Source organism: Actinomadura darangshiensis, from assembly GCF_004349235.1.
GTDB classification, from domain to species: domain Bacteria; phylum Actinomycetota; class Actinomycetes; order Streptosporangiales; family Streptosporangiaceae; genus Spirillospora; species Spirillospora darangshiensis.
The window spans coordinates 1-24,271 of sequence record NZ_SMKY01000056.1; the positions used below are offsets into that span (position 1 = coordinate 1).

Here is a 24,271-nt window from a genome sequence, read left to right on the forward strand (position 1 = left end):
GGTGGCGGGGCCGCGGTGGCGCAGCACCGCGCCGAGCAGCCGCCGGCCCGACAGCGGGACGCCGAGGGCCCGCGCGCGGGCGGCGGCCTCCTGCGGGTCGGAGTAGGCGTGCGCGAGGATGCGGGCGATGATCGTCCCGTGCGCCTGCCGCTCGACGCTCTCGGCGTGCCGGTCGAGCAGCCGGCCGAGCGCGAGCGTGGTGGCGGCCCGCTCGATCAGGACGGTCTCCCGCGGCGACGGCGGCGAGCCGAGGTCGATGATCAGCCGTCCCCAGTCCTCGCCGCGCGCGCCGACCATGGTGACCAGCCAGCCGGACGTCGCGTCGTAGCCGGTGCGGCGGCCGGGCCGGACGGCGCGCGACCGCGTCTCCCATGCCGACAGCAGCTCCGCCGGGTCGGCCGCGCCGGCGTCCGCGGCGAGCACCTGGTGGGCGAGGTTCTCCAGCACGACCGGGTGCCCGCCGAGCGCCGCGACCTGCCGGACGACCTCGTCGGTGGAGGCGCCCTCGACCGACAGCTGGGTGAAGATCTCGTGCAGCTGCTCGGAGGCGCGCAGCTCGGCGAACTGCTCCTGCAGGATCCGGGCGTGCACGGACTCGGTGATGTCGACGAACGCGGGCTCGTGCGCCAGCACGACCACCGGGAGGCGGTACTCCTCGGCGGCGGCGATCAGCGCGGCCGGCAGCACGCTGGCGTAGCGCCGGCCCAGCTCGATCATCAGCCCGCTGACGCCGACCTCGGCGAGGTCGCCGATGTAGGCGCGCAGCCGTTCCGGCTCGTCCGGCAGCGCGATCCCGGTCGTGAGGACGAGCTCGCCGCCGTGCAGCAGGTGCGCGATGTCGGTGACCTCGGCGACGTGCACCCAGCGGACCCGGTTGCCGGTGCGGTCCGCGCCCGCGACGACGTGCGGCTGGCCGCGGCGTACCGCGTCGAGCTGGAGGACGTCGTCGACAGTGGGCAGCATCACCGGCGATGATATCCGGACAGGGTGTCAGCGGCGGTGATCCACTCGTTACACCGTGTCAGCGACCGTCCTCCAGCCCCCACCCTCCAATCGACGGGCTCCGCTCGGCGCCAGCAGACCGTTAACCGGAATTGCGCGGTCGTGACACTCTGCGGGTGGCCGCGGCCGTCCGCGCGACCGAGACTTGTGCCATGTCGGAACACGCGAACCTGCTCCGGCGCCACCGGGCGGTCATGCCGTCGTGGATGGCGCTCAACTACACGGACCCCATCGAGATCGTCGGCGCCAAGGGCAACCGCGTGACCGACGCCGAGGGCAACGGCTACCTCGACTTCTTCACCGGCATCCTGACGAACATGCTCGGGTACGACGTGCCCGAGGTGCGGGACGCGGTGGAGCGGCAGCTGGCCACCGGCGTCGTGCACACATCCACCGCGTACCTGCTGCGCGGGCAGGTGGAGCTGGCCGAGAAGATCGCCCGGCTGTCCGGCATCCCGGACGCGAAGGTGTTCTTCACCAATTCCGGGACCGAGGCCAACGAGACGGCGCTGCTGCTCGCCGCCTACGCCCGGCGCAGCGGCCAGGTCCTCGCGATGCGGCAGAGCTACCACGGCCGGTCGTTCGCCGCGGCGGGCGTCACCGGCAACCGGGCCTGGACGAACGTGTCGTTCTCGCCGCTGGACGTCCACTTCCTGCACGGCGCCGACCGGCACCTGCCGCAGTTCGCCGGAATGACGGACGAGCAGTACATCGACGCGTGCGCGCAGGACCTCCGGCACGTGATCGCCACCGCGACCGGCGGGGACGTCGCCGCGCTGATCGCCGAGCCGATCCAGGGCGTCGGCGGCTTCACGATGCCGCCGGACGGGCTGTTCGCCGCGTACAAGCGCGTCCTGGACGAGTTCGGGATCCTGTTCGTCTCCGACGAGGTGCAGACAGGCTGGGGGCGGACGGGCCAGGGCTTCTGGGGCATCGACAACCACGGTGTGACCCCGGACGCGATCACGTTCGCGAAGGGCCTCGGGAACGGCTTCGCGGTCGGCGGCGTCGTCGCACGCGGCGACCTCATGGACGGCCTGCACGCGGTCGGCATCTCCACGTTCGGCGGCAACCCGGTCTCGATGGCCGCCGCGAACGCGACGCTCGACCATGTCCTGGACCACGACCTGCAGGCCAACGCGGCGCGGCAGGGCGCGACGATCATCGGCGGGCTGGCGGCGGCGGCCGGCCGGTTCCCCGTCGTCAAGGACGTCCGGGGCAAGGGCCTGATGTTCGCGATCGAGCTGGCCGACCCGGGCACCGGCGAGCCGAGCCCGCCGCTCGCCGCCGCGCTGATGGAGGCGGCCCGGGAGCGGGGGCTGCTCGTCGGCAAGGGCGGCCTGTACGGCAATGTGGTGCGCATGGCGCCGCCGATGACCCTGACCGACGACGAGGCCGCCGAGGGCCTCGGCATCCTGATCGCATCCCTCGAAGCCGTGAGCGACACCGCCGTTGCCGGGGGGCGCGGGGGGTCGTCCCCCCACAAGGATGGAGCAGCCGGATGACCAAGCACGTCACGCACTGGATCGGCGGGAAGCCGTTCGACGGGGAGTCCGCGCGGCGCGGCGACATCTACGAGCCCGCCTCCGGGCGCCTCGCCGGGACGGTCGACTTCGCCTCGCGGGCCGAGGTCGACGCGGCCGTGGCCGCCGCGAAGGCCGCGTTCCCCGGCTGGCGGGACGCCTCGCTCTCGCAGCGCACGAAGGTGCTGTTCAGGTTCCGCGAGCTGGTCGGCGCGCACCGCGACGAGCTGGCGCGGCTGATCTCGTCCGAGCACGGCAAGGTGGTCTCGGACGCGGCCGGCGAGGTGGCCCGCGGCCTGGAGGTCGTCGAGTTCGCCTGCGGGATCCCGCACCTGCTCAAGGGCGGCTTCTCCGAGAACGTCTCGACGCGGGTGGACGCCTACTCGATCCTGCAGCCGGTCGGGGTGGCCGCCGGGATCACCCCGTTCAACTTCCCGGCGATGGTCCCGATGTGGATGTTCCCGGTGGCGGTCGCGTGCGGGAACACGTTCGTGCTGAAGCCGTCGGAGAAGGACCCGTCGGCGTCGGTGCGGCTCGCCGAGCTGTGGGCCGAGGCGGGCCTGCCGGACGGCGTCTTCAACGTCCTGCACGGCGACAAGGCCGCGGTGGACGGGCTGCTGCACCACCCGGACGTCAAGGCGGTCAGCTTCGTCGGCTCCACGCCCATCGCGCGCCGCATCTACGAGACGGCGGCGGCGAACGGCAAGCGGGTGCAGGCGCTCGGCGGCGCGAAGAACCACATGCTCGTGCTGCCGGACGCCGATCTCGACCTCGCCGCGGACGCCGCGGTGTCCGCCGGGTTCGGGTCGGCGGGGGAGCGGTGCATGGCGATCTCCGTCGTCGTCGCCGTGGACCCGGTCGGCGACGAGCTGATGGCCAGGATCCGCGAGCGGGTCGGCAGGCTCAGGGTCGGCCCTGGCGACGACCCCGCGTCGGAGATGGGCCCGCTCGTCACCGAGGCGCACCGCGACAAGGTCGCCTCCTACCTGGACGGCGGTGTCGCGCAGGGGGCGACGCTCGCCGTCGACGGGCGCGACCCGGACGTCCTCGGCGGCGCGGGCGGCGGGTTCTGGCTCGGCCCGACCGTCCTCGACCACGTCACCCCGGACATGGACGCCTACAAGGACGAGATCTTCGGCCCGGTCCTGTCGGTGGTGCGGTCCGGCTCCTACGAGGACGCGATGGAGCTGATCTCCGCCAACCCGTACGGCAACGGGACAGCGATCTTCACCGGCGACGGCGGGGCGGCGCGCCGCTTCCAGAACGAGGTGGAGGTCGGCATGGTCGGCGTGAACGTGCCGATTCCGGTGCCGATGGCCTACTACTCGTTCGGCGGCTGGAAGGACTCCCTGTTCGGCGACAGCCATGTCCACGGGATGGAGGGCGTCCACTTCTACACCCGCACCAAGGCCGTGACCTCGCGCTGGCTCGCTGCGTCTCACCCCCATGGCTACGCCCCACCGCCCCCCGGGAGCCACGGCGGGGTGAACCTGGGCTTCCCCACCGGCGGCTGAGCGTTCGGGAATTTCCTACCGGCGCCGTTTTTCGTCGTTGATTTTCGTCATACGTGTGCGGACGAATAATGGCGCCACCCATTGACTGGCTCTGTGACCGGCGACACAATCTGACTGTCTCCATTTATTGGGACGAATTCAAAAAGTCAGGGTCGGCAGTCAGAAACACGAGGTCCAGGGGCCGTACGGCCCGATGGAGCCGGATGTGCAGGAGAGCCGCGCTATGACCGCAGGCGACCACGCCGCAGAGGTGGACGCGCTCGGAAGGCGATTCCCGGGCTGGACCATTTGGTTCGGCCTGCGCACCGGCCACTGGTGGGCACTGCCGCCCAAGGACCGCGACGTCGGCGACTTCCTGGAGGCCGACACCCCGCAGCGGCTCATCGCACGGATCGAGGTGGTCAAGCACGCCGCCCCCAGGCGGCGGCCGGCCGGCGGGCCGGCACCCCACGGCGGCCCAGCGCGGCCGTCCCGCGACACCCGTCCGGACGTGCGGCGTCCCTCGAATCTCCTCCGTCTCGAGGGCGTCACACCGCCGCCGTTCGGCCGGGTACCGGTGATCGCGTGGCCAGGCAGCACCGCACGGTGATCCGCTGTTCCCCAACCTCGCCACGCACACCGGTGCCGCCGCGGCCCCGGGCACGACGGAAGCCCGCGCCATATCCCTCTCCGGCAACCTCCGTGTATGGCGCGGACGCCAGCACCCACCGTCCCCCGGGGCCCCGGCGGTTTCTTCGTTGACACGCCGCCCCGAATTGCGACAGCAAAGGGTGGGGCCATTGGTAACGGAGTTCTTACCTCCGGGAAACGTTTGCCGACGCACCCGAGTCGCGATCTTTGGTAATTCCCGATGCGCCGGCGCCCGCTCGGCGGGATTTGTTCCGGCGGACCGGCGATAAATTCGTCAATGCCGCCGGGGACCGACGGAATGGCGGCCGGCGGGTGCGGGGAGCGCCGCCGCGGGGCGGGTGCGCGCCGCCCGGCCGTTCCGGAGACGCTACGCTGCGCCGACGGGCCCGTTCACGAGGGGGAGGGCCCTGCGCACGGATCGGGAGCGACATGCGGCTGAAGGCCACGGCACGGGTGATGCCGGGACGGGTCAAGGCGGCGGCGGCCGTGGCGGCGGCCGCGGCGCTGGCCGCGGCGGGGCTCGGCGCCTGCAGCGGGGAGGACGAGAAGCCGGTCGGCGTCGCCAAGGTGGCGAGCACCCTCGGCCCGGGCGAGGGTGCGCTGAACCTGGTCACGCTGCCCGGCTCGGTCGAGAGCGGCAGCACCGACCCGCGCGTCGACTGGGTCACCCCGTTCCAGGAGCGCACCAACTGCAAGGTCGGCCTGAAGACCGTGCAGACGCCCGAGGAGATGGCCGACCTCATGCGGGACAAGGACCGCCGGTACGACGGCGTCGCCGCGCCGCCCGAGGTCGCCGGGCGACTGGTCGAGGACAACCAGGTCGTCCCGATCAACCCCGACCTCGTGGACGGCTACAAGAAGCTGGAGCCGAAGCTCCGCAAGCTGCTGGAGCGCGACGGCAAGCACTACGGCATCCCGTACGTGTGGGGCTCCAACCTGCTGCTGTACGACACCCGGACCGTCCCGCAGCCGTCGAGCTGGGCGGCGCTCTTCGACCCCGGCCAGGCCCGCCGGTTCTCCGGCAAGCTCGTCATGCGCGACAGCCCGCTCGCCATCGCCGAGGCCGCGCTCTACCTGAAGGGCAAGGAGCGCAAGCTCAAGATCCGCGACCCGTTCTCGCTGACGCGCAGGCAGCTCGCCGCCGCGGGGCGGGTGCTGGCCGAGCAGCGCCCCTACGTCCAGCAGTACTGGGAGCTCCCGGCCGACGCCGTCAGCGCGTTCGCCGGCGGGCGGGCCGTGCTCGGCCAGGGGTGGCCCTACCACGTGGACGTGCTGAACCGCGCGTCCCGGCCCGTCCAGGGCGTCGTCCCGTCCGAGGGCGCGACCGGGTGGATGGACGCGTGGATGATCGGCGCCCGCGTCCAGCACCCCAACTGCATGTACCAGTGGCTGCAGTGGACGGCCTCGCCGGACGTCCAGCAGCAGGTCGCCGAGTGGACCGGGGTGGCGCCCGCCAACCCGCAGGCGTGCTCGGGCGACCGGCTCAAGTCCGGCTTCTGCGCCGCCTACCACGTCGGCGACCGGGACTACCTCGACAAGATCATCTTTGCGCACGCGCCGTCGAAGGCGTGCCGCGCGGGCAAGGACGAGGACGAAAAGGACGACGAGGACTGCACCGACTACGCCGAGTGGACCCGGACCTGGATCAGGTCGACGAGGGCCTGACGGCCGGCGGGGCCTGGCAGGAGTCACCGGCAGGGGTCAGAGGTCTCTCCGGCGCGCCCGGCCGCCCCCAGCCGGGCGCGCCTGCCGGGTGGTCCCGGGCTTCCCCCCGAAGGCCCAGGTCACCCTTCTCCTTGGAGAGACCTCCATGGCGACGGCGGCCGGCGCCGTCGCCGGCGCGGGCGGCGGCTCCCCGGCCGGCCGCCCGGCGTCCGTGAACGGCTCCCGGAGGCCCCGCCGTGCGCGGGGTACCGGCGGGGCCGGTGCGCAGTCGTCGCACGCGAACACCCCGGACGAGTCCGGCAGGCGGCCGACGCGGACGCGCGGCCGGGGCCACCTCTTGCGGCAGACGACGCACGCGTCGCCGAGGCGCTGAGCCGTGCTCAGCCCCCCAGGGTCGACGACCTGCTCGTCCGTCTGGCCCATGTCTCCATCCCCCCGGCGGGAGTCGGTTCACGTCACTCCTTTATAGGCGGGGGAGCGTGTGGTGCCCGTTACCGAAAGTGAAAAGAGCGGCAAAGCCTCACGTGTCGCCGGGGCCGGTCGCGCCCGATCCGGCTACGGGCCGCCGCGCGGACCCCGAAAACGCCTGGACCAGGGGCTTTGCAGACCAGGGCCATACGGTCGGCGACCAGCGGCTTTGCCGTCCTTTGGGTGGCCGTTGCGTACAAAGGAGGCATGTCGGCCAGGAACGTCGGTCCCCGGCGCGTCCGGCCGCGCGGGCCCCGCCCGGTGCGGGCGCGCGCGACCCTACTGATGGTCACCGCGCTCGGCTCCCCGCTGCTGGCCGCGGTCGCCGTCGCGGCCGCCGCGCTGGCCCTGCTCGCCGATGCCGGCCGCCCGGCGGTGCTCGCCGCCGTCATGCTCCTGCTCGCCGCGGGCGTCCTCGGGCTGACCGCCTGGGGCGCCCGCCGCGTCGCCGCCCGGACGCTGCGGCCGGTGCGGAGCCTGCGGCGCGAGCTGGCGGAACTCGACGACGCCGACCTGGGCCTGCGGGTAGCCGTGCCGTCCACCGGCGACGACACCGAGCGGCTGGCCGGCCAGGTCAACGCGCTGCTCGCCCGGCTGGAGTCGGCGGCGCTGCAGCGGCGCTCGTTCATCGCCGACGCCTCGCACGAGCTGCGCACGCCGCTCACCGGCCTGCGGACCCGCATCGAGCTGGCCCTCGCCGCGCCCGAGGACGGCGACGCCGCCGAGACCCTGTGGCACTCGCTGGCCGACATCGACCGGCTGCACCACATCGTCGACGACCTGCTCATCCTCGCCCGCCTCGACTCCGGCGACCTGCCCGACCGGGAGCGCATCGACCTCGGCATGCTGGTGGAGGGCGAGGTCGGCCGCCGCGCCGCGTCCGTCCCGACCGCCGTCAAGGTGGAGCCGGGCGTCGTGGTGATGGGCAGCCGGCCGCGTCTCGTGCGCGCCGTGTACAACCTGCTCGCCAACGCCGAGCGCTACGCCGCCGAGCGGGTCGAGGTCGAGGCGCGCGCGGACGGTGCGGAGGCCGTCCTCGAGGTGCATGACGACGGACCCGGCATCCCGCCCGCCGACCGCGACCGCGTCTTCGAGCGCTTCTCCCGGCTCGACACCGCGCGCAGCCGCGACAAGGGCGGCAGCGGCCTCGGCCTGGCGATCGCACGCCAGATCGTCGTAGCCCACGGCGGCACCCTGTACGTGGCCGACGGCACCTACGGCACCCGCCTCGTCCTCCGACTCCCCCTCGCCACCCCCGAACCCCGTTGACTTGCGGCGGCGAAGCTCGGAGGGCCCGAGGCGGGGGGGCGCCGGCGTCCTGGGTATAGTCGGTAGCTTGGGGAAAGTGACTACCCGTGGGGGCGTGATGGGGAACGTCAAGAGCGGCGAGGCGCTCGACCCCGGGCTGGCCTGCCCGATCGCTCCGGTCGTCGACATCGTGTTCAGCCGGTGGACGACCCCGATCCTCTGGACGCTGCACGAGTACGGGCGCCAGCGGTTCGTCGAGCTGCAGCGCCGCATCGCCTCGATCACGCCGAAGGTGCTGACGCAGCGGCTCCGGCAGCTGGAGCGCGACGGGCTCGTCGTCCGCACCTACCACCCGGAGGTCCCGCCTCGTGTCGAGTACGAGATCAGCGAGCTGGGCCGCAGCCTGGCGCCGCTGTTCGCGACGCTCGCCGAGTGGTCCGCGGTGAACCTGGAGAAGGTCGAGCGGTCGCGGCGCGCCTACGACGACGGCGAGACCTGAGCGGGGCGATGCCCGACAATGGACCGGTGAAGTCTCCCTCAGGCCCCGACGCGGGCGCCCGCGAAATCGTCGTCCTCGGCTCCACCGGTTCGATCGGCACCCAGGCGCTGGACGTGATCCGCCGCAACCCCGGCCGGTTCCGGGTGACCGGGCTCGCGGCGGGCGGGGGCCGGGTGGGGCTGCTCGCCGAGCAGGCGCTGGAGTTCCGTCCCGAGATCGTCGCGGTGGCGAAGGCGTCCGCCGCGCAGGAACTCCAGCTCGCCTTCTACGCCGAGGCCAAGCGGCGCGGCTACGCCTCCGGCGACTTCCCGATCCCCAAGATCGTGGCGGGCCCGGACGCGGTCGCCGAGGTCGCGGCCTGGCGGTGCGAGGTCGTGCTGAACGGGGTGACCGGCGCGCTCGGCCTCGCCTCGACGCTGGCCGCGCTGGACGCGGGACGGACGCTCGCCCTCGCCAACAAGGAGTCGCTCATCGTCGGCGGGCCCCTGGTCAAGGAGCGGGCGCGGCCGGGGCAGCTCGTCCCGGTCGACTCCGAGCACTCGGCGCTCGCCCAGTGCCTGCGCGGCGGCACCGCGCGGGAGGTGCGGCGGCTCGTGCTGACCGCGAGCGGCGGCCCGTTCCGCGGGCGGAGCCGCGCCGAGCTCGCCGGCGTCACGCCCGAGCAGGCGATGAAGCACCCCACCTGGGAGATGGGCCCGGTCATCACCATCAACTCCGCGACCCTGGTCAACAAGGGCCTGGAGGTCATCGAGGCGCACCTGCTGTTCGACGTCCCGATGGACCGGATCGAGGTCATGGTGCACCCGCAGTCGGTCATCCACTCGATGGTCGAGTTCACCGACGGCTCCACCCTCGCGCAGGCGAGCCCGCCCGACATGCGGCTGCCGATCGCGCTCGGCATCGACTGGCCCGACCGCGTCCCGGACGCGGCGCCCGGCGTCGACTGGACGAAGGCGCACACCTGGGAGCTGTCCCCGCTCGACGGCGAGGCGTTCCCCGCCGTCGCGCTGGCGCGCCGCGCCGGTGAGCTGGGCGGGACCGTCCCGGCCGTTTACAACGCCGCCAACGAGGAATGTGTGGACGCGTTCCGCGCGGGACGGCTCCCGTTCCTCGGGATAGTCGACACGATCGCGCGGGTAGTGGAGGAGCACGGTTCGGGCACGCCCGGGGACCTGACGCTGGACGACGTCCTCGCGGCCGACGGGTGGGCACGGAGCAGGACCAGGGAACTGACCGGAACCGACTGACCCCGGGGGGACCACCCCCCCCGGGGCGAGCCCCAGAGGGGATCCCGGATGGCCTTCTTCTTCGGCGCGGTGGCGTTCGTGGTCGCGCTGCTGCTGTCGGTGATGCTCCACGAGGGCGGGCACCTGCTCACCGCCAAGCGGTACGGGATGAAGGCCACCCAGTACTTCGTGGGTTTCGGCCCGACCCTCTGGTCCACCCGCCGGGGCGAGACCGAGTACGGCGTGAAGGCGGTCCCGCTGGGCGGCTTCGTCAAGATCGTCGGCTACACGCCGCTGGAGGAGATCGACGCGGCGGACCGGCCGCGCGCCTTCTACCGGCAGCCCGCCGGGCGGCGCGCGGTCGTCATCGGGGCCGGCGTCGTCGCCAACTTCGTGTTCGCGTTCCTGCTGCTCATGGCGATGGCCATGACGATCGGCGTGCGCGAGTCCGGCACCGTGACGAGCACGGTCGACAAGGTCACCCCGTGCGTGCCCGCCGCGATGACGAGCGACTGCGGCGGGGACCGGCCGCCGTCCCCGGCCTCTCAGGCGGGGCTGCGCGCCGGTGACCGCGTCGTCTCGTTCAACGGAGTCCGGGTCGGCGACTGGAAGGACCTCACCGAGGCGATCGACGAGGCGAAGCCGGGCCAGACGGTGCGGGTCTCGGTCCAGCGGCCGGGGGCCGCGCGGCCGGTGACGCTGCCGATCACGCTCGCGGACGTGGACGGCCAGCCGTTCGTCGGCATGTCCGCGCGGGTGGTCGGCGCCGGATACGAGCGGACCGGGCCGCTCAACGCGGCGGTGTTCGCCGGACGCGGCATCGGCCGGACCGTCCAGGGGATCGGCCAGGTCGCCGCGGACCTCCCCACCGCGATCCCCAAGCTGTTCTCGCCGGAGCGGGAGAGCACGCCCGGCGGCCAGGTCGGCAGCGTCGTCGGCGCGACCGAGGTGTCCGGGCAGATCTTCTCCTCCGACGACACCACCCGGGACAAGGTCGCCCTGTTCCTGTCGCTGGTCGTGTCGGTGAACATCTTCCTCGGCGCGCTGAACGTCCTGCCGCTCCTGCCGCTGGACGGCGGGCACCTCGCCGTCGTCGTGTACGAGCGGGCGCGCGCCGGCGTCAACCGGATCAGGGGGCGGCCGGATCCGGGCACGGTCGACATGACGAAGCTGCTGCCCTTGACATACCTGGCCGTCCTGTTGCTGGTGGGGTTCGGGGTGCTGCTGATCCTTGCGGACCTGTTCAACCCGCTCCAGCTACCGGAATGACACAAAATGTTTACACCAGGTAGTCGAATGGTCACATTTTTGAGTGGCGGGTGACGTCCGCTCAGCCGCGCAGGGCGCTTAGGCTTTGTACGGGGCCGCAAGTAAGAGGAGAGGGATGAGCGTTTCACTGGGAATTCCGAGCGTCCGTGGTGACGGCGACGGGCAGGGGGAGCCGGGTCCGATCGCGCCTCGCCGCAAGTCCCGCCAGATCATGGTGGGGACCGTTCCGGTCGGGGGCGACGCCCCGGTGTCGGTGCAGTCGATGACCACGACCCTCACCGCCGACGTGAACGCCACACTGCAGCAGATCGCGGAGCTGACCGCGTCCGGCTGCCAGATCGTGCGCGTCGCCGTCCCCTCGCAGGACGACGCCGACGCGCTGCCGGCGATCGCGCGCAAGTCGCCGATCCCGGTCATCGCCGACATCCACTTCCAGCCCAAGTACGTGTTCGCGGCGATCGACGCGGGCTGCGCGGCCGTCCGGGTCAATCCCGGCAACATCAAGAAGTTCGACGACAAGATCGGGGAGATCGCGCGGGCCGCGACGGACGCGGGCACCCCGATCCGGATCGGCGTGAACGCCGGCTCCCTCGACAAGCGGCTGCTGGAGAAGCACGGCAGGGCCACCCCCGACGCGCTGGTGGAGTCGGCGCTGTGGGAGTGCTCGCTGTTCGAGGAGCACGGCTTCCGGGACATCAAGATCTCGGTGAAGCACAACGACCCGGTCGTGATGATCGAGGCGTACCGCAAGCTCGCGGCGGCGTGCGAGTACCCGCTGCACCTGGGCGTGACCGAGGCGGGCCCGGCGTTCCAGGGCACCATCAAGTCGGCGGTGGCGTTCGGCGCGCTGCTGGCCGAGGGGATCGGCGACACGATCCGGGTGTCGCTGTCGGCGCCTCCGGTCGAGGAGGTCAAGGTCGGGATCGGCATCCTTGAGTCGCTCGGGCTGCGCAAGCGCGGCCTGGAGATCGTCTCCTGCCCGTCGTGCGGCCGCGCGCAGGTGGACGTCTACTCGCTGGCCGAGCAGGTCACCGCCGGGCTGAAGGACTTCCCGGTCCCGCTGCGCGTCGCGGTGATGGGCTGCGTGGTGAACGGGCCGGGCGAGGCGCGCGAGGCCGACCTCGGCGTGGCGTCCGGCAACGGCAAGGGCCAGATCTTCGTGAAGGGCGAGGTCGTCAAGACCGTCCCCGAGGCGCAGATCGTCGAGACGCTGATCGAGGAGGCCATGCGCATCGCCGACGACATGGGCATCGAGATCGGCGAGGACGGGACGGTCTCCGGGCCGGGCGCCGACGTGGTGGTCGGCTGACCGGTGGTCGGCTGACCCCGATGCGCTGACGAAGTAGCGGACGAAGGGCCCCGGGTTCACGACCCGGGGCCTTTTCGTGTGCGCGGAGCGGTGCGCTCGCGTGAGCATCCGGGACCGGAACGTCCGGATGTGTTACAGAGTTCCGCTGATCTTGTCACAATTCCGCATCCACTCGTGATGGCCCCTGTTGGGCTGGATGCCAGAACCGCCACAATCTTCACTCATTTACCCGTATGTCTGACTCAACCGGAGTCGGCACGATAGGGGGATATGTGAAGAGGATCGTTGTCGTGGCCGCGGTGGCCGGGCTCGGTCTCACCGGCCTGGCCGCCACAAGCGCTCAGGCCGCGGGCCCATCCGCCGGAACGGCCGGAGGCTTCAACCCCGCCGCCGCGAAGTGGCATACCTGCCCCGCGGACTTCGTCAAGCAGGTGCACGACCTGTACGACGCCCTGTACCCGGTCTCTACGATCATGCAGTGCGCCGAGCTGTCGGTTCCGCTCGACTACGCCAGGCCGGGGGGCAAGAAGATCACCCTGCAGCTCACCAGGACGCCGCACACCGGCAAGGGCAAGGCCAAGGGCGACATCGTCGTGAACCCGGGCGGACCGGGCGGCGGCGGCGCGCTGTTCGGGCCGCGGGTGTTCGCGCAGAACTCCGCCCCGATGCGCGAGGCCTACAACGTCATCGGGTTCGACCCGCGCGGCGTCGGCATGAGCGTCCCGGCCGTCAAGTGCGACCCGACGTGGTCCAACGCCGTGCGCCCCGACTACGGCACCGGTGACCGCAAGTCCGTCAGCACCTGGCTGAAGCTGTCCAAGGGCTATGCCGAGGACTGCGACAAGGCCGACAAGATCGGGCTGCTGGACCACGTCAAGACGATCGACTCGGTGAACGACATGGAGTCGATCCGCCAGGCGCTGAACAACGACAAGCTCGACTACTACGGCGCCTCGTACGGCACCTACCTCGGTTCCGCGTACGCCACGATGTACCCGAACAACGTCGGCAGGATGGTGCTCGACGGCAACGTCGGCCCGTCGGACGCCTGGTACGACGCCAACCTCAAGCAGGACGTCCAGTTCGACAAGAACATCGACTACTACTTCGGCTGGGTCGCCAGGTACGACTCGGTGTACCACCTGGGCAAGACCCAGCGGAAGGTGCGCGACTTCTTCTACGACCTGCGCGGCAAGCTCAAGCAGAAGCCGGTCTACTACACCGACCCCGACAGCGGCCAGGAGATCGCCGTCGGACCGGACGAGCTGACCGACGTCATCCTCAACGCCGGCTACCGCCGCAGCCAGGCCGTCTGGCACGGCTACGCGGCCGGGCTCTCCGCCTACAAGGCCGGCGACACCGCCACCTTCGCCGGCACGTTCGGCGCCCAGACGTCCGGCGAGGCCGACGACAACGGCACCGCGATGTACCTCGCCACCGAGTGCACGGACGTCCAGTGGCCGACCAGCTGGGCCAAGTGGCACCGCGACAACACGCGGATCAACGCCAAGCACCCGTTCGAGACCTGGGGCAACGCCTGGTTCAACGCGCCGTGCCTGTTCTGGCCCGCCAAGGCCGGCAAGCCGGTGAACATCGGGCACACCCGGAACCTGCCGCGCAACATCCTGATGTTCCAGTCGACCGAGGACGCGGCCACGCCGTACGAGGGCGCGCTGGACATGCACCGCAGGCTCAAGGGCTCGCGCCTGGTCGTGCAGGACGGCGACCGCACGCACTGCATCGTGCACCGCGGCTCCGCCAAGGTCGACGCCTACTTCGACGCCTACTTCCTCACCGGGAAGCGTCCGGAGCAGCGGACCGTGCACGTCCCGCAGCTCGGTGACCCGACTCCGCCGTCCGCCGCGTCCGCCAGGACGCTGAGCGGCGCCGGCGCGCAGAAGGCCGCGCGCCTGGAGGCCGGCGTCATCCGCTGACGCAGGCCGCTCAGGCCGCTCAGGCCGTGCAGGGCAAGGGCCCCGCGGAGCGATCCGCGGGGCCCGGCACGGCCGCCAATCGCAGGCAGTCCGTTTCCACCATGCATCGGCGACGCTCCCCCCTCCGGCCCCGGCGGGCCCCGGAGCCGCCGATCCGAGGGGGTCAAGTGAAGAGAATCGTCATCGTCGCGACCGCGGCGATCATGGCGGCGGGCGGCGCAGGGGTCGCCGTCTCCGCGAACGCGGCGACCGGGCCGTCCGGCGCCGCCGCGACCAAGGGCATCGACTGGGGCAAGTGCGCGGTCAGCGGCCCCGACGACCCGATGAACAACGCCCAGTGCGCCCAGGTCGAGGTGCCCCTCGACCACGCCCGGCCGGGCGGACGCAAGATCTCCATCGCGGTGTCGCGCTTCAAGCACACCGACGACAAGGACTACAAGGGCGTCCTGCTCGTGAACCCGGGCGGCCCCGGCGGCACCGGCATCGAGTACGCCCCCGCCCTGGCCCGCTGGATGGGCGGCGTCGGCCACGCCGACGTGGCGGCCAAGTACGACATCATCGGGTTCGACCCGCGCGGCGTCGGCTCCAGCAAGCCCGCGCTGACCTGCGACCCGAACTTCTCCGACCCGATCCGCCCGGACTACGTCCCGTCCTCGTGGAAGGAGGAGAAGGCCTGGATCGCCAAGTCGAAGAAGTACGCGCAGGACTGCGCGAAGAAGTTCGGCTGGCTGCTGCCGCACATGCGCACCACCGACGCCGCCCGCGACGTCGACGCGATCCGCGCCGCGCTCGGCCAGCAGAAGATCAGCTGGTACGGCTTCTCCTACGGCACCTACTTCGGCGCCACCTACGCCACGCTCTTCCCCAAGCGCGTGCAGCACATGGTGCTGGACGGCAACGTCAACCCGAAGACGGTCTGGTACGACGCCCAGCTCGAACAGGACAAGGCGTTCGAGCACAACATCAAGGCATGGTGGGCCTGGGCCGCCAAGTACGACTCGGTCTACCACCTCGGCAAGAGCGAGAAGGCCGTCGAGGCGAAGTACTACGCCGTCCGCGCCGCGGCGAAGAAGACGCCCATCGCCGGCAAGATCGGCCCGGACGAGCTGGACGACATCGTCCTGTCCGCGGGCTACAACACCGGGTACTACATCCCGTTCGCCGAGGCGCTGTCCGCGTGGGTCAACAACGAGGACGCCTCCGGGCTCCTCGGCTGGCTGAGCGCGGGAGGTGACGACAACAGCTTCGCCGTCTACAACGCCGTCCAGGCAGCGGACGCCCGCTGGCCGCGCAACTGGAGCAAGTGGCACCGCGACGCCGAGAAGCTCTACAAGCAGGGCTACCGGTTCAACACGTGGAGCAACGTCTGGTTCAACGCCCCGGTCGCCTTCTGGCCGTTCAAGGGCGGGCCGGAGTTCCGGCTCCAGGGCAGCCGGAGCCTGCCGGGCATGCTGCTCGTCCAGTCCACGCAGGACGCGGCGACCCCGGTCGCGGGCGGCCTGGAGATGCACAAGGTCTTCCCGTCCTCGCGCCTGGTGTTCGAGGTCGGCGGCAAGACCCACGCCAACACGCTCAACGGCAACGCGTGCCTGGACGACAAGGTCGCGGCGTACCTCGACACCGGCGCGCTGCCGGCGGGCCACCGCGGCCCGGACGCCTACTGCAAGGCCGTCCCGGCGCTGAACGATCCCGACCCGACGGCCATGACCGCGAAGGCCGCCCGCGCCGCCGCGGGCAAGGACCTTCCGGTCGGACGCCCGTAGCGGTCCGCACCGCGGCGTGCCCGGCCCGTTCCCTCGCGGGGACGGGACGGGCACGCCGCGTTCCTTTTCCGGCTCTGGTCCGGGTTCCGGCCGGAATCGCGCGGATCCCCGGGGTCCCGCGCCGCGGGCGGTGCCGCCGGTAGAAAGCCAAGGTGCTGAACGACGCTGGAAAGAGGGCCGCCGCCGGGACGGCGGCCGCCGCGGTCACGCTCGGAGCCGCCGCCCTGGGGACGCCCGCGGCGGCGGCCGCCGCCCGTCCCGCGCCCCATCCCGAGCCCCGGCCCGCCGGCCTCGCGTGGAAGTCCTGTCCAGCCAAGGACCCGGTGGAGGGGACCCGGCTCAAGGGACTCCAGTGCGCGTCCGTCCGGGTGCCGCTCGACTACGCGCGTCCGAAGGGCGAGCAGATCACGCTCGAACTCACCCGCGCCCGGCACACCGCGTCCAAGTCGCAGGGCGTCGTGCTGCTCAACCGGGGCGGGCCGGGCGCGCACGGACGCGACCTCCCGGCCTTCTTCAGCGACTCGCTGCCCGGCAAGGTCGCCGCGTCCTACGACTGGATCGGGTTCGACCCGCGCGGTGTCGGTGCCAGCAAGCCCGAGATGATCTGCGACCCGGGCTACCAGAACCCGGGGCGCGCGCGGCCCGACACCATTCCCGCGAACGCCGCGGAGGAGCGGGCCTGGAAGGCGAAGGCGAAGGCCTACGCCGACGACTGCGCCCGCAAGTACGGGAAGATGCTCCCGCACATGGGCACCGCCGACGCGGCCCGCGACATGGACGCGATCCGCGCCGCCCTCGGCCGGCAGAAGATCAACTACTTCGGCTACTCGTACGGCACCTACCTCGGCGCGGTGTACGCGACGATGTTCCCCGGACGGGTCCGCCGCATGGTGCTCGACAGCGTCGTCAAGCCCAGCGGCGTCTGGTACCAGGACAACCTCGACCAGAACGTGGCGTTCGAGAAGCGCATCCGCGCGTACTTCGCCTGGATCGCCCGCCACCACAAGGTCTACAAGCTGGGGAACACCGAGCGGAAGGTCGCCGACTCCTACGCCAAGGTGCGGGCCGCGGTGAAGGCCAAGCCCATCGGCGGGAAGATCGGCCCGGCCGAGCTGGACGACGTGTTCCTCGCCGACGGGTACGCCGACTTCGCCTGGGCCGCGCACGCGAGCGCTCTGTCGGCGTTCGCCGTCCGGCACGACTCGGCGCCGCTGCGCAAGGCGTGGCAGCCGCCGCCCCGGCTCGACCAGAACAACTACACGGTCTACAACGCCGTCCAGTGCCGCGACGCGTCCTGGCCGCGCGACTGGAGCCGCTGGCACGCCGACAGCGAGCGGCTCTACCGGGAGGGCAACAGGTTCGAGACCTGGGGCAACACCTGGTACAACGCGCCCTGCGCGTTCTGGCCGGTGCCGGGCGGCCCGCCGCCGCGGGTGCAGGGCACGCCGTCGCTGTCGCCGATCCTGCTCGTCCAGGCGACCGAGGACGCCGCGACCCCGTACCCGGGCGCGCTGGAGACGCACCGCCGGTTCCCCACGTCCAGGCTGCTCGTCCAGGTCGGCGGGCGCAACCACGGCGTCTCGCTGTCCGGCGACAAGTGCGTCGACGGGGCCGTCGCCGCCTACCTCGGCGGCGGCCGGCTGCCCGCGAACCGGCCCGGCCCGGACCGCGAGTGCAAGGCCGCGCCGGAGCCCGCGCCCGCCGCGGGAAAGAAGGCCGGCCACACGGCGGCCCACCGCTGAGCGGGTCCCCGGGCGGGCGAGGTCGGTGCCGGTGGAGGTGCGCGGGCCCAGGACGACCTATTCTTGGCCTGTGGAGCTTTCAATGGTGAGGGCCGGAGGCCGGTAGCCGTGCGCATGCTGGGGTCGATGCCGGTGCGCGTGCTGGACGACCGCTACCGGGCTGAGGCCCTCGCGATCCTGGACGCCGACCCGGTGTCCAACGTGTTCGTCGGCTCCCGCGTGCACGCGGCGGGGCTCGACCCGCGGCGCCTCGGTGCCCAGATGTGGGGCTACCTGCGCGACGGGCGGCTGGTCTCGCTGTGCTACTCGGGCGCCAACCTCATCCCGGTCGCCGCGGGCCCGGAGGCCGTGCGGGCGTTCGCCGAGCGGGCCCAGGCCCAGGGGCGGCGCTGCTCGTCCATCGTCGGGCCCGTCGACGCCGTCCGGGACCTGTGGGAGATCCTCGCGCCGTACTGGGGGCCGCCCCGGGCCGTCCGGGCGGCGCAGCCGGTGATGGCGACCTCGGCCGTCTCCGGCGTGCCCGCCGACGCGGGGGTGCGGCGCGTCCGCATGGAGGAGTTCGACACCGTCTACCCGGCCTGCGTGGCGATGTTCACCGAGGAGGTCGGGGTGTCGCCGAACGCGGGCGACGGCGGGGTCCTCTACCGCGCCCGCGTCGCCGAACTGATCCGCGACGGCCGCGCGTTCGCCCGCATCGAGGACGGCCGCGTCATGTTCAAGGCCGAGGTCGGCGCGGTCACCCCGCGGGCCTGCCAGGTGCAGGGCGTGTGGGTGCCGCCCGAGCTGCGGGGGCAGGGTCTGTCGGAGACCGGGATGGCCGCGGTGGTGCGGGAGGCGCTGCGCGGCATCGCGCCGACCGTGTCGCTGTACGTCAACGACTACAACACGCGGGCGCGGGCGGCCTACCGGCGGGTCGGGTTCCGCGAACTGGGCTCGTTCATGTCGATCCTCTTCTGAATCGTCCGCTTCCTGGGATTCTCGGCGAGTTGTCGCTGCGTGCCTGATCTGCCCCGGTACCTGAATCGATCTTGACGGGCGGGTAGCATCCCGCCGTGGAGTTCGCCGGGACGTTGCGGCAGGCCATCCAGGCGAGCGGGCTGACCCTGGAGCGGATCCGCCACCGGCTCGGCCGGCGGGGGCTGGCCGTCAGCGTGGCCACCCTCAGCTACTGGCAGCGCGGCCGGAGCCGCCCGCGCTCGCGCACCGTGGTCGGCGCGCTGGAGGAGATCCTCCAGGTGCCGCCCGGCACGCTCACCGAACTGCTGGACGACCCCGCCCCCACCACCGCGCCCGTCCGGGCGCCGGCCGCGCGCACCGCCGGCCCGCCCGGCGCGGGGGAGCGGGGCCGCACCGTGCGGGACCTGTGGCCCGACCCCGAGCGCTACACGGGCCTCGTCGGCCAGCTCGACCGGTCGGGCGACCACCGGCTCGAACGGCTCAGCATCCACGACGTCTACCGGGTCGACGAGGTCCGCCGCTGCTGGACGCTGTCGGTGCGCGCCGTCCTGCGCGCCGCGGGCGACGACATCGACCGCGTCGTCTGCGTCCACCAGGCGGGCGACGGGGCCGCCGGGCTCGCGGACGTCCGGTACTGCCGCCCCGGCCGGGTCCGCGCCGAGGCCGGGCTGGTGGCGTTCGAGCTGGTCTTCGACCGGGTCCTGGCGGCGGGGGACACGGCGGTCGTCGAGTACGAGATCGGACCGGTCGGGCCGCCGGCCGACAGCTACGACCGGCGCTTCCCGCATCCCGTCCACGACTACGTGGCGATCATCCAGTTCGCCGGAGACCGGCTCCCCGCGCGCTGCTACGGCTTCACCGCCGAGACCACCACCGCGCAGCGGCAGCGGCTCGGCGAGCTGTGGATCGGCACGTCCGGCAGCGCGAACCTCGCGGCCGGGGCCGTGCGGCGCGGGATCGTCGGCATCGAATGGGAGTGGCACTGACCTCATGGTTGTGACGGTTTGCCTGTTGGCATCGGGGCCGCGGGGCCTTACAGTGAGCGCGTCAATGCCGATCGCATTTGTCAAGGCCGTTACGCGGGGGCCGGCCGGAGCGGATCCGGAGGCCGGGTAGTGCAGAGTGTCGCAGAGGACGATCTACTCCAGGTCCTCCAGTACGGTCCGTTCAATGTCGCCCTGCACGCCGCCATCCAGGCGCGGGGGCTGAGCCTCGACTCGCTGCGGCGCCGCCTGGAGGAGCAGGGCATCGCCGTCAGCCTGTCCACCCTGAGCTACTGGCAGCGCGGCCGGACCAGGCCCGAGCGGGCCGACTCGCTGCGCGCCGTCCGCGGCCTGGAGGCCATCCTCGAACTGCCGCGGCACTCCCTGCTGACGCTGCTCAAGCCGACCACCGAACGCCCCGCCGGGTCCTGGCTGCCGGTCGAGGAGCTGTGTCCCGAGCCGGGCGTCCGCGACCTGCTGGACGAGATCGGCGACCGCGGCGAACGGCAGCTCACCGGGCTCAGCCTGCACGACCAGTACGTGCTCGGGCGCCGCCGGGAGATGCGCGAGGTCCGCGTCCGCGCGGTGTTCCAGGCCCAGCAGCGCGGCGTCGACCGCTGGATCGCCGTCTACCACCACCCGCAGGGCGTCCTGCCGTCGTCGCGCAGCGTGCGCGGCTGCCGGTTCGGCCGCGTCCGGATGGACGAGTCCAGCGGCCTCATCGCCGCCGAGCTGCTGTTCGACCGGGCCCTCGGCCGCGGCGAGACCTACCTGCTGGAGTACGGCTTCGGCTTCGACGAGACGGGCCCGCCGGTGACCGAGGAGGGCCGCGGCTTCCGCGCCCCGCAGCACGAGTACCTCATCGAGGTCAGGTTCCACCCGGCCACGCTGCCCGCCCGCTGCTACCGGACCTGGCGCCCCGACGGCCACACCGCCCTCAAGGACTCCGCCGACCTGCGCGTCTCCAGCTACCACAGCGCCCACTTCATCGAGTTCGGCATGGCCGCCGGCTACCACGGCATCCGCTGGGAGTGGACGTGACGGCTACCTGACCAGCAGATCCAGCAGCCGGTCGAGCTCGGCCGCGGGATCCCCGGTCAGGCCCGCGTGCACCGGCCCCGGCTGGACGATCGTGCTGCGCGGCGCCGTCAGCCAGCGGAAACGCGCGCCAGGCGACTCCTCGGCGGCCTGGCCCGCGCGCTCGCCGCCGCAGCACACCGCGTCCACCGCCCGCAGGGACGAGCGGACGCCCGCGAGGTCGAGCGAGGGGTCGAGGGCGAGCAGCCGGCGCTCGTCCAGGTGCGATCGGCAGCCCAGGTAGTCGAGGGCACGGCAGTACACCACCACGCCCACGTTCATGACCTCGCCGCGCTCGACTCGGGGGACGACGCGCAGCGCCGCGTACTCGAACACCGTGGGCTCTCCCGCGGTCCTGATGTTGGTCGTCCTGACCTCGCTCACGGGGCGCCCCCGAGCCAGCCGGGACGGTTCTCGCCGCGCCGCGCGGAGGTGTCCGGCCGGTGGCCGCTGACGTCCAGCGCGGGCAGCCACTCGCGCGGCTTGCCGGCGCGCGGCAGCAGGATGTCGAGGTAGGCGTCGCGGAGCGCCGCCGGGCCCGCGAAGGCGGGCTCGCCCTCCAGCCAGCGGTCGGGCACGAGCCCGATCACCTCGCGCAGCAGCCGCTCGGTGATCTTGGGGGCCAGCTCGGCCTCGGCCGCCTCCAGCTCGGCCGCGTACGGGGTCAGCACGTGGTCGTCCACGTCGTACGGGCCGGAGAACAGCCGGGCCGCGTTCGCCCACGCGTGGTGGAAGATGAGGCTGGCGCCGTGGTCGATGAGCCACACGTCGCCGTGCCAGACGAGCATGTTCGGGTTGCGCCAGCTGCGGTCGACGTTGCCGATGAACGCGTCGAACCACAGGACCCGGGACGCGAAGCCGGGGTCGGGGCTCCAGCCGAGCGGGTCGAAGCCGAGCGACCCGGGCAGGAAGTCGACGCCGAGGTTCCAGCCGGGGCTGGCCTTCAGCAGGTCCTGCACGTCGGGGTCGGGCTCGTGCCGTCCGATGGCCGGGTCGAGGTCGATGAGCACCTGGTCGGGCACCCGCAGGCCGAGCCGGCGCGCCAGCTCACCGGCGATCACCTCGGCGATCAGGGCCTTGCGGCCCTGCCCGGCGCCGTGGAACTTCATGACGTAGGTGCCGAGGTCGTCGGCCTCGACGACGCCCGGCAGCGAACCGCCCTCGCGGAGCGGCGTCACGTATCGGATGGCGGTCACATGTGGCAACACGTCGCAACGCTATCGGCTGGGGATCGGGCCGGGATAATCGTTTCCATGGGTGTTGAGCTGGTCGACCTGTCGGTGCCGATCGTCACGGGCATGCCCGTCTATCCGGGCGACCCGGAGGTGGAGGCGGTCCCGGCCCTCACGGCCGCGGAGTCGGGCGTGAACGTCCTGCGCCTGCACATGGGCTCGCAGACCGGCACGCACGTCGACGCGCCGTTCCACATCGACGACTCGCTGCCCCGGCTGGACGAGCTGCCGCTGACGCGCTTCACCGGCCCGGCCGTGGTGATGGACGTCCGCGGCCTGCCGCCTCGCGCCCCGATACCGCCGGACGCCGTCCCGCCCGGCCTCGAACCCGGCGACGTGCTGCTCATCGCGACGGGCTGGTCGGACCACTGGGGGAGCGGCGACTACCTGGCCCACCCCTATCCGGCGCCCGAGACGACCGAGGCGATCGTGGCCGCCGGGGTCCGGACCGTCGGCATCGACGCGCTCAGCGCGGACCGCACCCCGCCGCCCGGCTCGGACGACTTCTCCCTGGCCGCCCACCGCGTCCTGTGCGGCGCCGGAGCGGTGATCGCCGAGAACCTGACCGGTCTCGCGCGGCTCGCCGCCGCCCAGGCGGCGGGCTGCGCCATCGAGGTCTCCCTCTTCCCGCTCGCCCTCTCCGGCGCGGACGGCGCACCCGTCCGCGCGGTCGCCAAGGTGGACGACCGCGCCGTCCTCGTCTGAACCCCGCCCGGCCCCGTACTGTGACCGGATGCGGTTCGGGATCACGATGTTCGCGACGGACCTGGCCATGGCGCCTTACGAGCTGGCCAGGGCGGTGGAGGAGCGCGGGTTCGACTCGCTGTACGTCCCCGAGCACACCCATATCCCCGTGTCGCGGGAGACGGCGCCGCCGACCGGTGTCGAAAGGCTGCCCGAGGAGTACGCGCGCACGCTGGACCCGCTCGTGTCGCTCGCTGCGGCGGCCGCGGTGACGGAGCGGATCGTCCTCGGCACCGGCATCCTGCTGCCCGCGCAGCGCGAGCCGATCGTCACGGCCAAGGCCGTCGCCACGTTGGAGCGGCTCGCACCCGGACGGGTCGTCCTCGGGGTCGGCTACGGCTGGAACGCGGAGGAGGGCGCCGACCACGGCGTCCCCTGGAAGCGGCGGCGGGCCATGGTGCGCGAGCACGTCTTCGCCATGCGGGCTCTGTGGACGGAGGAGGAGGCGTCCTTCAAGGGCGAGTTCGTGAACTTCGACGCGAGCTGGTCGTGGCCCAAGCCGTCCGGCCGGATTCCCGTGCTGCTCGGCGGCGCGCCAGGGCCGACGCTGTTCGCGCACATCGCCGAGTACGGGGACGGGTGGCTGCCGATCGGCGGCGCCGGGATCCGGGAGGCGCTGCCCGGCCTGCGCCGCGCCTGCGCGGACGCGGGCCGGGACATGGTGCGGGTGGTCCCGTTCGGGACGCTGCCCACCGAGGAGAAGCTCGCCTACTACGCCTCGCTCGGGATCGAGGAGGTCGTGCTGCGGGTTCCCTCCGGCGGCCGCGAGGCCGTCCTGCCGGTCCTGGACGAGTACGCGGGCTCGTATCCGTGAGCTAGCGGATCATCCGGTAGCAGAAGAAGGTCGGGAACTTGTAGTACTGGCCCTTGCCCGCCTTCACCGCGCCCAGGATGAGGAACACCCACCCGCCGATCAGCAGCTCCGCGTAAGGGAGGATGAACAGGGCGAGGAACGCGGGCGCCTCCAGGATGATGGCCGGCGGGACGCAGACCGCCGCCACCGCGAGCAGGTGGATCAGCATCGTGAGCTGGTAGTTCATCGACTGCGCCGCGTGGAAGCGGGTGAACGGCGAGTCGTTCTTCTTCACCAGGTAGATGACGAGCGGCGGCAGGAAGCCGATCAGGATGTTCCCGACATAGGCGAAGATCGCCCAGGTCGTCTCCTCGCCGTGCGCGTGCTGCGGCGGTCCGTACGGGACGCCGGGCGGCCCGTAGCCGTAGTTCGGGTCGTACCCCCCTCCGGGCGGCGCGCCCGGGGGCGGCGGCCCCGGGGGCTGACCGGGCGGCTGACCGGGCGGTACGCCGTAGGCGCCCGGGTACGGTGGCGGCTGCTCGGGGGGCGGCGGCGGGGGCTGGTCCGTCACGGCTGGTCCTTAGGTCTTCGGCAATGCCTTGAGGCGTTGCCATAGGAATCTATAGGAACCGGGCTTGCCGCCGCGGGGCATCGAAAGCCTGTGAATTGTCACTCAGTGGGACCCTCTGTCCG

22 protein-coding genes are annotated in these 24,271 nt (G+C 72.4%); 17 read left to right on the forward strand and 5 right to left on the reverse strand.

The window, feature by feature from the left end; translation table 11 throughout:
* A partial coding sequence (locus E1293_RS15020; protein WP_207938866.1) for a PucR family transcriptional regulator ligand-binding domain-containing protein occupies window positions 1-963 on the reverse strand: 963 nt, incomplete at its 3' end.
* Between the two features lie 191 nt (window positions 964-1,154).
* Here E1293_RS15020 and E1293_RS15030 point away from each other — a divergent pair.
* From E1293_RS15030 to E1293_RS15045, 4 genes are all read left to right on the forward strand, one after another.
* A complete protein-coding gene (locus E1293_RS15030) occupies window positions 1,155-2,507 on the forward strand; it encodes an aspartate aminotransferase family protein (protein ID WP_132198007.1) in 1,353 nt (450 codons plus the stop codon).
* A complete protein-coding gene (locus tag E1293_RS15035; protein ID WP_132198008.1) occupies window positions 2,504-4,039 on the forward strand; it encodes a CoA-acylating methylmalonate-semialdehyde dehydrogenase in 1,536 nt (511 codons plus the stop codon). Before E1293_RS15030 ends, E1293_RS15035 begins: the two co-directional genes overlap by 4 nt.
* Window positions 4,040-4,262: 223 nt before the next feature.
* Window positions 4,263-4,628: a hypothetical protein gene (locus E1293_RS15040; protein ID WP_132198009.1), complete on the forward strand. Its 366-nt coding sequence runs from the start codon at window positions 4,263-4,265 to the stop codon at window positions 4,626-4,628.
* A 470-nt stretch (window positions 4,629-5,098) separates the two neighbouring features.
* Complete coding sequence (locus E1293_RS15045) at window positions 5,099-6,334, forward strand: ABC transporter substrate-binding protein (RefSeq protein ID WP_132198010.1); 1,236 nt, start codon at window positions 5,099-5,101, stop codon at window positions 6,332-6,334.
* 36 nt (window positions 6,335-6,370) lie between these two features.
* On the opposite strand, the gene E1293_RS15050 is transcribed toward E1293_RS15045, so the two are convergent.
* The gene (locus E1293_RS15050) at window positions 6,371-6,757 is read right to left on the reverse strand and encodes a hypothetical protein (protein WP_132198011.1); all 387 of its coding nucleotides are present in this window, start codon (window positions 6,755-6,757) and stop codon (window positions 6,371-6,373) included.
* 435 nt (window positions 6,758-7,192) lie between these two features.
* Here E1293_RS15050 and E1293_RS15055 point away from each other — a divergent pair, with 435 nt between their 5' ends.
* The 11 genes from E1293_RS15055 (at window position 7,193) to E1293_RS15105 (ending at window position 20,773) form a co-directional block, all read left to right on the forward strand.
* Window positions 7,193-8,071, forward strand: coding sequence for a sensor histidine kinase (locus tag E1293_RS15055; protein ID WP_424923632.1), 879 nt, complete (start codon window positions 7,193-7,195; stop codon window positions 8,069-8,071).
* A gap of 76 nt (window positions 8,072-8,147) precedes the next feature.
* On the forward strand, window positions 8,148-8,549 hold the full coding sequence (locus tag E1293_RS15060; RefSeq protein WP_243716239.1) for a winged helix-turn-helix transcriptional regulator: 402 nt from the start codon (window positions 8,148-8,150) through the stop codon (window positions 8,547-8,549).
* Window positions 8,550-8,557: 8 nt separating this feature from the next.
* Entirely contained in the window at window positions 8,558-9,796 is a 1,239-nt protein-coding gene (dxr, locus tag E1293_RS15065; protein ID WP_132198013.1) for a 1-deoxy-D-xylulose-5-phosphate reductoisomerase, read from the forward strand.
* A gap of 48 nt (window positions 9,797-9,844) precedes the next feature.
* A complete protein-coding gene (locus E1293_RS15070; RefSeq protein WP_132198014.1) occupies window positions 9,845-11,044 on the forward strand; it encodes a M50 family metallopeptidase in 1,200 nt (399 codons plus the stop codon).
* 115 nt (window positions 11,045-11,159) lie between these two features.
* A complete protein-coding gene (ispG, locus tag E1293_RS15075) occupies window positions 11,160-12,353 on the forward strand; it encodes a flavodoxin-dependent (E)-4-hydroxy-3-methylbut-2-enyl-diphosphate synthase (protein WP_132198015.1) in 1,194 nt (397 codons plus the stop codon).
* Window positions 12,354-12,625: 272 nt separating this feature from the next.
* Window positions 12,626-14,287, forward strand: a complete 1,662-nt coding sequence (locus E1293_RS15080) for an alpha/beta hydrolase (RefSeq protein WP_165978232.1) — start codon at window positions 12,626-12,628, stop codon at window positions 14,285-14,287.
* A gap of 167 nt (window positions 14,288-14,454) precedes the next feature.
* Complete coding sequence (locus E1293_RS15085; RefSeq protein WP_243716240.1) at window positions 14,455-16,050, forward strand: alpha/beta hydrolase; 1,596 nt, start codon at window positions 14,455-14,457, stop codon at window positions 16,048-16,050.
* A gap of 152 nt (window positions 16,051-16,202) precedes the next feature.
* A complete protein-coding gene (locus tag E1293_RS15090) occupies window positions 16,203-17,792 on the forward strand; it encodes an alpha/beta hydrolase (protein WP_132198018.1) in 1,590 nt (529 codons plus the stop codon).
* Between the two features lie 114 nt (window positions 17,793-17,906).
* On the forward strand, window positions 17,907-18,749 hold the full coding sequence (locus tag E1293_RS15095) for a GNAT family N-acetyltransferase (RefSeq protein ID WP_132198041.1): 843 nt from the start codon (window positions 17,907-17,909) through the stop codon (window positions 18,747-18,749).
* 95 nt (window positions 18,750-18,844) lie between these two features.
* Window positions 18,845-19,735 carry a helix-turn-helix domain-containing protein gene (locus E1293_RS15100; protein WP_132198019.1) on the forward strand — a complete coding sequence of 297 codons (891 nt, stop codon included), beginning with the start codon at window positions 18,845-18,847 and terminating at the stop codon, window positions 19,733-19,735.
* A 129-nt stretch (window positions 19,736-19,864) separates the two neighbouring features.
* The gene (locus E1293_RS15105; protein WP_132198020.1) at window positions 19,865-20,773 is read left to right on the forward strand and encodes a hypothetical protein; all 909 of its coding nucleotides are present in this window, start codon (window positions 19,865-19,867) and stop codon (window positions 20,771-20,773) included.
* Window positions 20,774-20,776: 3 nt separating this feature from the next.
* Here the strand turns inward: E1293_RS15105 and E1293_RS15110 are convergent, their stop codons facing one another.
* Together E1293_RS15110 and E1293_RS15115 are read right to left on the reverse strand one after the other, a co-directional pair.
* Window positions 20,777-21,193: a DUF3037 domain-containing protein gene (locus E1293_RS15110; RefSeq protein WP_132198021.1), complete on the reverse strand. Its 417-nt coding sequence runs from the start codon at window positions 21,191-21,193 to the stop codon at window positions 20,777-20,779.
* Window positions 21,190-22,017, reverse strand: coding sequence for a HipA family kinase (locus E1293_RS15115; protein WP_132198022.1), 828 nt, complete (start codon window positions 22,015-22,017; stop codon window positions 21,190-21,192). The genes E1293_RS15110 and E1293_RS15115 overlap by 4 nt, the downstream gene beginning before the upstream one ends.
* Window positions 22,018-22,062: 45 nt before the next feature.
* On the opposite strand from E1293_RS15115, the gene E1293_RS15120 reads away from it, so the two are divergent.
* Window positions 22,063-22,746 carry a cyclase family protein gene (locus tag E1293_RS15120; RefSeq protein WP_132198023.1) on the forward strand — a complete coding sequence of 228 codons (684 nt, stop codon included), beginning with the start codon at window positions 22,063-22,065 and terminating at the stop codon, window positions 22,744-22,746.
* A 28-nt stretch (window positions 22,747-22,774) separates the two neighbouring features.
* Window positions 22,775-23,599 (forward strand): LLM class F420-dependent oxidoreductase, encoded by an 825-nt coding sequence (locus E1293_RS15125; protein ID WP_132198024.1) that lies wholly within the window; start codon window positions 22,775-22,777, stop codon window positions 23,597-23,599.
* A gap of 1 nt (window position 23,600) precedes the next feature.
* On the opposite strand, the gene E1293_RS15130 is transcribed toward E1293_RS15125, so the two are convergent.
* Window positions 23,601-24,149: a DUF4870 domain-containing protein gene (locus E1293_RS15130; RefSeq protein ID WP_132198025.1), complete on the reverse strand. Its 549-nt coding sequence runs from the start codon at window positions 24,147-24,149 to the stop codon at window positions 23,601-23,603.
* Window positions 24,150-24,271 lie beyond the last annotated feature (122 nt).

Bases quoted from the DNA above. Each gene is read 5' to 3' on its own strand.
- E1293_RS15035 (WP_132198008.1), top strand. From the start codon at position 2,504: ATGACCAAGCACGTCACGCACTGGATCGGCGGGAAGCCGTTCGACGGG.
- E1293_RS15050 (WP_132198011.1), bottom strand. From the start codon at position 6,757: ATGGGCCAGACGGACGAGCAGGTCGTCGACCCTGGGGGGCTGAGCACG.
- E1293_RS15095 (WP_132198041.1), top strand. From the start codon at position 17,907: ATGCTGGGGTCGATGCCGGTGCGCGTGCTGGACGACCGCTACCGGGCT.
- E1293_RS15125 (WP_132198024.1), top strand. From the start codon at position 22,775: ATGCGGTTCGGGATCACGATGTTCGCGACGGACCTGGCCATGGCGCCT.
- E1293_RS15045 (WP_132198010.1), top strand. From the start codon at position 5,099: ATGCGGCTGAAGGCCACGGCACGGGTGATGCCGGGACGGGTCAAGGCG.
- dxr (WP_132198013.1), top strand. From the start codon at position 8,558: ATGCCCGACAATGGACCGGTGAAGTCTCCCTCAGGCCCCGACGCGGGC.
- E1293_RS15120 (WP_132198023.1), top strand. From the start codon at position 22,063: ATGGGTGTTGAGCTGGTCGACCTGTCGGTGCCGATCGTCACGGGCATG.
- E1293_RS15055 (WP_424923632.1), top strand. From the start codon at position 7,193: ATGCTCCTGCTCGCCGCGGGCGTCCTCGGGCTGACCGCCTGGGGCGCC.
- E1293_RS15030 (WP_132198007.1), top strand. From the start codon at position 1,155: ATGTCGGAACACGCGAACCTGCTCCGGCGCCACCGGGCGGTCATGCCG.
- E1293_RS15070 (WP_132198014.1), top strand. From the start codon at position 9,845: ATGGCCTTCTTCTTCGGCGCGGTGGCGTTCGTGGTCGCGCTGCTGCTG.
- E1293_RS15040 (WP_132198009.1), top strand. From the start codon at position 4,263: ATGACCGCAGGCGACCACGCCGCAGAGGTGGACGCGCTCGGAAGGCGA.
- ispG (WP_132198015.1), top strand. From the start codon at position 11,160: ATGAGCGTTTCACTGGGAATTCCGAGCGTCCGTGGTGACGGCGACGGG.